The following is a 1,738-nucleotide window of genomic DNA, read 5'->3' on the forward strand; positions in this document are numbered from 1 at the left end:
TCTCCAAAATTTAGGACTGACGAGAGGGGTCATGAGCTTTAAGCTCATGATTCCTTTTTTTAAAAAAATAGATATTAAAAAGATAATTTTTTTATTGAAATTTAATAGTTAACTATTGTAAATTAAATTTTAGTTCTTGAATCTTATCTTGTCAAGAATTTGTATATTAGAAACGATAGATTTAGTTATGAGAATCATATAATTCAGTTTTAAGCAGCTAAATTATCATAATCAATTAGTTCTTTAACATTTCTATCAGTATTAGAATATCCTAGGTTAAATACGATTAAAACCCTAGCTTTAAGACTGAAGAAATTTCTATAACCATAACCTATACGCTTTATATTTTTTACTTTATTAATGATACCCTCTATTGGTCCATTAGACAGATTATATCTCAATGAGTTTTCAATATATGATTTATTATTAATAAATGTTTTAAAAGCAGCTGAGAATTCTTCAGCGATAGTATCTCTATTTGAATTTATAATATCAAAGAATCCTTTATAATTTCGTGCGTCAAATGCATCATAAAGCATTTGAGTCGTATAATATGCATCCTTTAATACTTCATCTTGATTGATGAGATGTCTAACTATTTCTTTACTTGTAATCCATTGTTTGAAATGATCTTTTTTCCCATAATCATCAATAGAAACCTCATCTTCACGTTTTAATAGTAATTTCCAATATGCTTTGAATCGTTTATAAATTTGTTCTTTTTCTTTGATTTCATCTTTAGAATCATCTTTTAAAACAGTATTAAATCTTTTCATAATACGTATTCTAAGGTTGTTCAATGAATTATTTAGAGCTTGTATTATGTGGAATCTATCAATTACTACAGTGGCATTAGGGAAGATATCTTTAATCATAGCCATATATCCTGCATTCATATCTGTACAGACCATTTTTACTTTTAAACGTTCTTTTAGTGAATACCTAGATTTAAAATGATTTACTATAGTAGCTCTTCTATGGTTTGTAAGTATATCAATTACTTTATGAGTTAAAGCGTCACAATAAATGAAACTTAAATGACCTTCAATATCATTAGTTGACCTAAATTCATCAAGACATAAGTATTCGGGTAATTTAGAAGACGGTCTCTTAGTTACTGATTCAAACAATTCTTTTTGAATATTATAAACAGTCATATCGCTTATATTACATTCTCTAGCGATAGATTTTCTAGATGCTTCTAGTGTTAATCGGTATATGACTTCTCGTTTTAATTCAAGTGAGATAGTAGATTTTCCTTTAGTTATAGATGTTTCAGCTGTAGAGTATTGATTACAATTTCTACAGTAATAACGTTGTTTATCTAAGTGAAGATATATATTCGAACCTCCACATTTTTGTAGTTTAATGTGGCTAGTTTTACATCCATTTTTAACAACTTTAGAATTACATTTAGTACCACACTTTTCACACATATGATGTTTGTATTCAAGTTTACCATAAACGATTTTGAATAAGACTTTAGGAGGAAGAGGACTATCTTCATGTTTTGAACAGATCACGTCCTCAACTCCATTAATTTTAACATTATTATCGATTACCCCTAGTAATTTTTTTATATCTATACTATAATTAATCATGACACAAATATTCCTTTCTTTAGTTTTCGTCGATTAAATTATAACGGATATTTGTGTTTTTTTCTATGCTTTTTTTCACTTTTGTATATAATTTAATCGGACTGATTTTTTCTATCAGTCCGATTTTTTGATGAGCC

Annotated in this window: 1 protein-coding gene; it reads right to left on the bottom strand. The window is 27.2% G+C overall.

All coding sequences use genetic code 11. From position 1 onward, the window contains the following. Nucleotides 1-209 precede the first annotated feature (209 nt). Nucleotides 210-1,601, bottom strand: coding sequence for an ISL3 family transposase (locus HMPREF3186_RS03645; RefSeq protein WP_060913976.1), 1,392 nt, complete (start codon nucleotides 1,599-1,601; stop codon nucleotides 210-212). Nucleotides 1,602-1,738 lie beyond the last annotated feature (137 nt).

Origin of the sequence: Gemella haemolysans, from assembly GCF_001553035.1 — a bacterium.
Taxonomy (GTDB): domain Bacteria; phylum Bacillota; class Bacilli; order Staphylococcales; family Gemellaceae; genus Gemella; species Gemella haemolysans_B.

What these genes read in the sequence shown, in the direction of transcription:
- HMPREF3186_RS03645 (WP_060913976.1), bottom strand. Translation starts at nt 1,601, where the DNA reads ATGATTAATTATAGTATAGATATAAAAAAATTACTAGGGGTAATCGAT.